Below are 8,507 nucleotides of genomic sequence, written 5' to 3' on the forward strand. Positions count from 1 at the left end.
ATTATATTCTGTACGTTTTATTCGATATTTCAAAAGCCAAATGTCCACGAAACAAGAACCCAAACCCAACTTGCTCGAAGTCATCGGCGATGAATTTGCAATCACCAGAGGCTCGCCAACTCCGCTTGGCGCTTCAGCTCAGAAGAGTGGAATTAATTTTGCCATTTTCTCGAAACATGCGACTTCGGTAACCCTGGTGTTATTTATTTCCGGCGAGCATGAACCGGTCGCCGAGATACCTTTGGACCGGGATCTAAACCAGACAGGCGATATTTGGCACATCTTCATTCACGGACTGGAACCGGAAATCCGCTACTGTTTTCGGGCGAATCGTCAATCCAATAAAAATGAAAAAGTGCACCGGTTTAACAAGTCTCACCTCCTTTTGGATCCGTACGCCAAAGCATTTTCCGGGGCTTCCAAATGGGGGCAGACTTATCAACGAAATGGGTCATCTAAACCAACCCGGTCGCAAAACCTGAGACGCGGCCTCGTGGTTGAGGAAAATTTTGATTGGCAAAATGACCAGCCCTTGAACAGAGCATTGGCGGATTCAATTATTTACGAGCTGCATGTCCGGGGGTTTACGCGTCACGCTTCGGCAAAAGTTAAAAGTCCGGGGACATTCGCCGGACTCATCGAAAAAATTCCTTACCTCAAAGATCTGGGAATTACGGCGGTTGAACTGCTGCCGATTAATGAGTTTGAAGAAATCGAAGGGTACCGCTTTAGTCCGAAAACCCGCGAACGCCTGCTTAATTTTTGGGGGTACAATTCAATCGGCTTTTTTGCCCCAAAAGCGTCCTATGCAAATGATAGCCGGAACGGTAACCAGGTCAAAGAATTCAAAACGCTTGTGAAGGCGATGCATGACGCCGGAATCGAAGTTATTCTGGATATGGTTTTTAATCACACCGCCGAGGGCAATGAGCGCGGCCCGGTTTACAATTTCAAGGGGCTGGATAATTCGGTTTATTATATCATCGATCCTGAAACCGGACGGTATCACAACTATTCCGGCTGCGGCAATACGCTGAATTGCAATCACCCGGTGGTTCGCGATTTGATTCTGGACTGCTTGCGCTACTGGGTCACAGAAATGCATGTGGACGGTTTTCGCTTCGACCTGGCCTCGATTTTTGGACGGGGTCAAGACGGCTCTGTCTTAGCAAATCCGCCACTCATCGAAAGAATTGCCCATGACCCGACCCTGGCAAACACCAAGCTCATTGCTGAAGCCTGGGACGCGGCCGGGTTGTATCAAGTAGGCAGCTTCCCGGCCTGGGGTCGCTGGGCGGAATGGAACGGCAAATTTAGAGACGATATCAGAAGTTTTGTTATAGGCGAGCCCGGCATGGTTTCAGCGCTGACAAAAAGATTATCGGGAAGCGCGGATTTGTACCAGGGAAGCGGGCGAGCACCTTATCACAGCATTAATTTTATAACCAGTCACGATGGGTTCACTTTGGCCGATCTCGTTTCTTATAATAAAAAGCACAACCAAGAAAATGGCGAAAGCAACCGGGATGGCAGCGACCACAATTTGAGCTGGAATTGCGGCCATGAAGGCCCAAGCGATTCTGAAGAAATTAACTCGCTTCGCCTGCGCCAAACAAAAAACCTGGCGGCGCTGAATTTGCTTTCCCATGGCGTTCCAATGATTCTGGCCGGCGATGAATTTGGCCGAACCCAAAGAGGAAACAGCAATGCCTATTGCCAGGATAACGAAATTAGCTGGCTTAATTGGCATACGGCCGAAGTTCATTATGGATTGCTTCGTTTTTTTAAACTGCTCATTCAATTCCGCAGGCAGCATCCGAATCTCCGGCGCATGAGTTTTGCCCAGGATGAAGAACAGCCGCCGGTCATTAGCTGGCATGGCGTTCAACTAAGGGACCCGGACTTTTCACACGACTCAAGATCGATTGCGATGCACATTCACTCCAATTCCACTGATAATGACCTCTTCCTGATCGCCAATGCCTATTGGGAAGCCCTAACTTTTGAACTGCCGAAATTAGATCAGCCCTGGGTTCGCGTTCTGGACACCCGTCTCCCCTCGCCTGATGACATTGCTGAAATTAATAAAGAAATCAAGCTTCCTCAGCAAGCTTCCTGCCAAATTCATAGCCGCTCTGTTGTGTTGTTGATGGCGAAGTGATCACAGAAGCTGCCAATTTTTTAGTCAACTGAATTCATAAAAAAAGTTTAACTTACGACATATTTTCACAATGCTTCCTTAGGACTCAAGAATCCTGAAGGCTCACCGATAAAACACTTGTCATATAATTAGCAAAGCACCAAAGGAGCCTTTTATGAGCGAAGAAGTCATTGTTTATGTAGATTCTGATCTTGAAGATCTGGTCCCGGAATTTCTTGAAAACCGGTATGAAGATATCGAGAAAATAAATGAGTGCCTTGATAACGAAGAGATAGCTGAAATCCAAATGCTCGGCCATAGCATGAAAGGATCCGGCGGCGGATATGGCTTCCATGAAATCACCAGACTTGGCGCAAGACTTGAACAGGCTGCAACGCGAGGCAACAAGGACGAAATAGTTGATATAAACAAAAAGCTGGCACAATATCTTAAAGTAGTCAAAGTCATTTATCAAGATTTGGATTACTAATTTCCGAAGTCGTCCATATTTTAATAAAGTAGCAGAACTCGCCAGAGTTTCTCGGCCTACCTCCGAAGTGTGGCCTACCCCGAAGTGTGGCCACTGCGGCTGCCCTCCAGATTCTTTTACCCCTGTTAATTTATTTCAATTCCTCTTTTTTTATTTCATCAAAAGTCAGACAATTACATTTAGAATTTATAAACCTTGTCGAAAATAATAGGGGCTAAACATGCGTCGCTTTGGATAGTTATCTTAAGTTCAAAAATTTTGGAGTTAAATTGATACGAAAGTTTAATTACATCTTTTTAACCGCCGTTTTGCTGGTTTCGACCTCAACAGCATTCTGTCAGGAAGGTTTGAGATTTAGTTTTTCAATAAAATCTACATTTTGGCAGGCCTGGTGGTTTTACGGATTGTGCTTCATTGCGTTTTGGGGTGGTCTCTATACAATAATTAAGCTAAGAACGAGAAGTCTGGAACGGCAAAGGCTCCGATTAGAAAAAACGATGAATGAACGAACGGCTGAGTTAGAGCAACAAAATCTAAAATTGCAGACGACACTCGAGCAGCAGGAGCAAGCTGAAAAAGCACTTCGCGAAAGCCAGGAACGATTTCACTGTCTCGCGGACGCCGGATTTGAGGGAATCGGCATTTATCACGAAGGAGAAATACTTGATGCCAATGAAAGGCTTGCAGAAATGTTTGGTTATAAAATCGACGACATTATTGGAAAAAATACTCTCGATTTTGTTGCAGGTGAATCCATGGATCTGGTTCTTGAGAAGAGGGGTGCAGAGACCGAGGAGCCATATGAGTATATGGCTCTAAGAAGGGACGGCACGGTTTTCCCTGTCGAAGTTCAAACCAAGGCAATAGCTTACGAAGGGCGGATGGTCAAAGTAGCCGCCATCCGGGATATCTCAGGGCGCAATGGAGCAGAACAAGAATTGAAGGCTCCTAATAATCTGCTGCTTGCTCGCGAGAAGGAGTTAAGCGCTGCCAATCAACAGTTGAGTGCGAGTATCCAGTCTCTACAAGCGCATGAAGAAACCCTAAAGGAAAGTGAGGAGAGCTTCCGAGCGCTGGTTGAAAACGCCCCGGAGGCATTGGTAGTATTGGACGTCGAGAAAGGCTCCTTTATGCAAGTGACCGAAAATGCCTGCCAGCTTTTCAAGATGACGAACGAAGCACTTCTAAAGGTCGACCCTGCTGAATTGAGTCCACCTACACAACCGGACGGTCGTCCATCGTCGGAGGCGGCAATGGAGGTGATTGGCCAGGCAATGAATGGGGAAAAACCCGTTTTCGAATGGATGCATCGAGACAGTGAGGGCAAGGATATTCCCTGTGAGGTACGCCTGGTGCTGCTACCATCGGCACACAGAAAACTAGTGCGTGGGAGTATTACAGACATTACCGCCCGCAAGGAAGCCGAAGAAAAACTAAAGGCTCTCAACCAGGAGTTAATCAACAATGAAACCCAGTTAAGTGCCGCTAATGAGCAATTGAGTGCAAGTATCCAGCAATTACAAGCTCAGGAAGGGATACTACGTGAGAGTGAAAGGAAATATAGAAGTTTATTTGATCAGATTGCGGATCCAATATTTATTTTTGACAAGAAATCTAAGCTCTTTCTTGATTGCAATGATGCAGTCTTAAGAATCTACGGGTATTCCAAGGATGAATTGATGAAGATGACCTCTATGAATCTTCATCCTCGGGAGAACCATGAATATGTAAAGGAAAATCTCGATAAAAAAAATCTTGATAAGACGAATCCCAACATCCACCTAACAAAAAGCGGTGAGAGAATCGATGTTGAAATTCTTTCTGATGAGATCGAATATCAGGGACGCCCTGCTTGGATTAGCATCGTTCGCAACGTAACCGAGCGCAAACGCGCAGAAGAAATACAGCGTCAGAACGAGAAGAGATTTCGCGATCTTTTCCAAAATTCTCCGGACGCCATATTCGTAGAAGATCTTGACGGCTTTGTTCTGGATGTGAACAAAGCTGCATGCAAACTTCACGGGCTATCTCAAGAAGAATTAATTGGCAAAAATATGCTGGATTTAGTACCTGAAAGCGACAGAGGGAAAGTAAAACAGAGCTGGCCGGATTTCGTGGCTGGAAAAATTACACATGTCGAGAGATATTGTGTAACCAGAGATGGGCAGAGAATTCCAGTGGAACTAAGAGCCACGCGCATGGACTACTTAAACAGGCCTATCATTCTGTTTCATGTCCGTGACATATCCTTCCGCAGAGAAGCAGAGGAATCATTAAAAAAACTTAATCAACAATTATTAAATCATCAAAAAGAGTTGAGCGCTGCCAATCAACAGCTAACTGCAAGTTTTGAACAATTGAAAGCAAATGAAATTGCTCTGATAGAAAGTGAGGAGCGAATCCGGTTGATTATCGATTCGGCTCAAGATGCCGTGATCACCATGGACGAAAAAAGTCTAATTACAGAATGGAATGCTCAGGCTGAAAAAATATTCGGGTGGTCACGTAAAGAAGTGATAAGAAAAAATCTGGCGGACAAAATACTGCCGGAACAATTTCGAGAAGCACATGCCAAGGGCTTAGAGCGCTATTTTGCCACCGGCGAGGGGTCTGTTTTGAGCCAGCGTCGTGAGATCCAGGCCTTGCATCGAGATGGCCATGAATTTCAAGTCGAACTGACAATTACGCCACTAAAAGTAGGGAACAGCACGATCTTCAGCGGTTTCATTCGCGATATTACCCAACAAAAGAAAGCAGAAAAGGAATTAAAGGCAGCAAAAGAAAGCGCTGAGTCTGCAAACCAAGAACTCAGGAACACAAACCAGCACCTGGAACAAGCGACTCTATTAGCAAAAGAAATGGCCATGCAAGCTGAAATGGCAAGCGGCGCTAAGAGTGAATTTTTAGCGAATATGAGTCATGAGATTCGAACGCCGCTAAATTCTATTATCGGTATGACAGAGTTAACCCTGGAGACCCAGTTAAACTCCGAACAACGAGGGTATTTAAATGTCGTACAGTCTTCGTCAGAGGGGCTTCTCAGTTTGATCAATGATATCCTGGATTTCTCTAAAATTGAAGCAGGACAAATGGAACTCGAGCATATTGAGCTTAATTTGCGAGAAGTTGTTGAAGGTGTCGCTGAAATGCTTGGAACCCGGGCGAACGCCAAAGGCGTTGAAATGCTCTGTTATATCGATGCGGAAATTCCTTCCTGGCTGGTTGGAGATCCGACCCGCTTGCGGCAAATTCTGATCAATTTGACCGGTAATTCCATCAAGTTTACGGAACAAGGGGACGTAGCAATCAAAGTAAAATTTCGCAAGCAAAACGACAATGCTGTCGAACTCCATTTTAAAGTTTCGGATACGGGGATTGGGATTTCGCCCGAAAACATTAAGAAGATATTTGAAAAATTCTCCCAGGAAGACACTTCAACCACCCGCAAATTTGGCGGCACAGGTCTGGGTCTCAATATATCCAAATCGCTTGTGGAAATGATGGGCGGAGAATTATGGGTGGAAAGTCAAGAAGGAAAAGGCAGCGAGTTTCAATTTAAAATCAGGCTGCCAATTGGGCAAAGAACCGACGATGACTTCCAGCAGTCTTACCCCGATTTTAAAACAACTCATGTTATAGTTGTCGATGACAATGAAACCAATCGTTTTATCTTAAGAAAAATGCTTGAGAATTGGGAATTTCAAGTGACCGAAGCTCAAAGCGGGTCACAAGCGCTTTCTATTTTAAAGAATTCTAAAAACCCCATTTCCCTGGCCCTTCTCGATCAAAAAATGCCGGAAATGGACGGCCTTGAATTAGCGCAAAAGATCAGAGAGGACGAAGCGTTCAAAGATATGAAGCTCATTATGCTTTCATCGTTGGTGAGCTATGATCGCGAACTCATAAAAAAAATGGGGATCGCAGCATCTATACTAAAACCTATCAGGCAAAAAACTCTTTTCAATGCTCTTTTAAAGGTGCTCACTGAACGACGCCACGATGATAGCGCGGATCAACATAATAAAATTTCTGAACAAATTGAAAAGACAATAAGCGGAAATATTTTGCTTGTAGAAGATAATCCAAGTAACCAGAAATTGGCCAAAAAGATTCTGGTAAAGCGTGGTTATCATGTCGACATCGCCGAGAACGGACGTCTCGCTGTCGAGGCGTTTACCAGGTTCCGCCATGATCTAATTCTTATGGATATCTACATGCCGGAAATGGATGGCTTTGAAGCAACTCATGAAATCAGGACACGGGAATCCGAATATATGGAAGCTCGGATTCCTATTATTGCGCTGACCGCCCACGCAATCGAAGGGTATCGCGAGAAATGTTTCGAAAACAATATGGACGATTTCGTCACGAAGCCAATTAATAAGAAGATCCTGTTTGAGACCATCGAGAAATGGCTCGACTCAAGGCCGACGGTGTTGGTTGTTGACGACTCCATTGACAATCGCAACCTGGTGATTCATCATTTGAGGAAAACCGGCGACTACCAGCTGGTCACTGCAAAAAATGGCCAGGAGGCGGTCGACATTTTTAGGCGCCGACCCGTCTCCCTGGTGTTGATGGACATGGAAATGCCGGTCATGGATGGCCGCACTGCCACGCGCAGAATTCGCGCATTTAAAAATGGCACTGATGTCCCGATTATTGCCCTCACGGCTCATAATGATAAAAAGCATCTCGACCAAGCTTTTGACGCGGGGTGTACTTCTTATTTAGGAAAACCGCTCAGAAAAGCAAAATTATTGGAATGTCTCGATAAATATCTACATCGGCATCAAGTTGAGAGCGACTCCCCTGTTCTGGTAGAGTAAGCTAGTGCAGGTCACAAAATAAAATTTTACTTTTTCTATTACTGTGAAGATCCCCGTTAGGAAACGCGGAGAATTTAAATGTGAAATGATTGGGTGAATCGGCGGGGCGTTTCACGTCTGACTTTCACCTTTCACGGCTCTGTGGGAACACAGGGGCTGTTTTTATTTACTGAATGCAGGGCTGTAGAAACTTGTAACGGTCGGTTTGAATTTCTCCCCGCTCGGCCATTTCATCGATGATTTCCAGGGCCTGTTCCCGGGTTTTGGCTGGCCGGAACGGCCGCGCCGAAATAAGCGCATCAAAAACGTCACAAACCTGGATGATTCGAGAAAGTGCAAGACAGAACCGGCCTTGGAAAAGGCCAGGAAGGAAATATAAACCATAAACCCCAAGAGTCGGATCCAATTTTCAGCCGTTACCGACGATTGGCTTGAGACGTTTAAAGCCTACCTGGTGACCAAAGGTCTCACCGAACACGGCTCAACACCTATTTCAGCAAAATCAAAGCCGCTCTAAAGCAAGCAGTCAAAGAAAAAAATCATTCTCAGCGACCCTGCCGACCTGGTTTCTCAGCTAACCGTTTATAAACGGAGAATTCTTCTCTATTTAGTGAAAAAGGAAATGTTCACACTTTAGACAAAGTGTGCAATGAGGTGACTGGTGTATTGGTTTACATAACGTTTAGAATCTGAAAAAAATAAAACTTTATCTGTCCAATCCCTCACAAGGCGTTGTTGCGAGCGATAAAGAGGCTTCGTGCGAGGCAGCTTTCGGCTACCTTTCAAAGAGCAATCCTACAACATCCAGTAAGAAAAGTTCGACTTGCACGAAGCCTCAAGCGAGTATCTACGCTGCAGTGAGTTCCCCCACCTGGAAGCTTTCGGCGCAACGAGCGGCTTCTTTTTGCTATAAGCGAGGCAGCTGCCGATAGCGAAAAAAAATCCCGAAAGCATTACGCTCGCGGGAATCAACAATCCTCCTTTACATATTGTTGGTTATCCAGGCTCGGTTGGCTCTGGTTCTTATTGCTCATCGAGTTGTTGTTCA

4 protein-coding genes are annotated in these 8,507 nt (G+C 45.2%); 3 read left to right on the forward strand and 1 reads right to left on the reverse strand.

Annotated features, from left to right (window positions below):
* Nucleotides 1-40 precede the first annotated feature (40 nt).
* The 3 genes from glgX (at nucleotide 41) to IH879_03215 (ending at nucleotide 7,459) form a co-directional block, all read left to right on the forward strand.
* Complete coding sequence (glgX, locus tag IH879_03205; GenBank protein ID MCH7673938.1) at nucleotides 41-2,161, forward strand: glycogen debranching protein GlgX; 2,121 nt, start codon at nucleotides 41-43, stop codon at nucleotides 2,159-2,161.
* A gap of 154 nt (nucleotides 2,162-2,315) precedes the next feature.
* Nucleotides 2,316-2,630, forward strand: a complete 315-nt coding sequence (locus tag IH879_03210) for an Hpt domain-containing protein (protein MCH7673939.1) — start codon at nucleotides 2,316-2,318, stop codon at nucleotides 2,628-2,630.
* Nucleotides 2,631-2,899: 269 nt separating this feature from the next.
* Entirely contained in the window at nucleotides 2,900-7,459 is a 4,560-nt protein-coding gene (locus IH879_03215) for a PAS domain S-box protein (GenBank protein MCH7673940.1), read from the forward strand.
* A 166-nt stretch (nucleotides 7,460-7,625) separates the two neighbouring features.
* Here the strand turns inward: IH879_03215 and IH879_03220 are convergent, their stop codons facing one another.
* On the reverse strand, nucleotides 7,626-7,865 hold the full coding sequence (locus IH879_03220; protein ID MCH7673941.1) for a hypothetical protein: 240 nt from the start codon (nucleotides 7,863-7,865) through the stop codon (nucleotides 7,626-7,628).
* Nucleotides 7,866-8,507: the final 642 nt, after the last annotated feature.

The organism is candidate division KSB1 bacterium (genome assembly GCA_022562085.1).
GTDB lineage: Bacteria > Zhuqueibacterota > Zhuqueibacteria > Oceanimicrobiales > Oceanimicrobiaceae > Oceanimicrobium.

Bases quoted from the DNA above. Each gene is read 5' to 3' on its own strand.
- glgX (MCH7673938.1), top strand. From the start codon at position 41: ATGTCCACGAAACAAGAACCCAAACCCAACTTGCTCGAAGTCATCGGC.
- IH879_03210 (MCH7673939.1), top strand. From the start codon at position 2,316: ATGAGCGAAGAAGTCATTGTTTATGTAGATTCTGATCTTGAAGATCTG.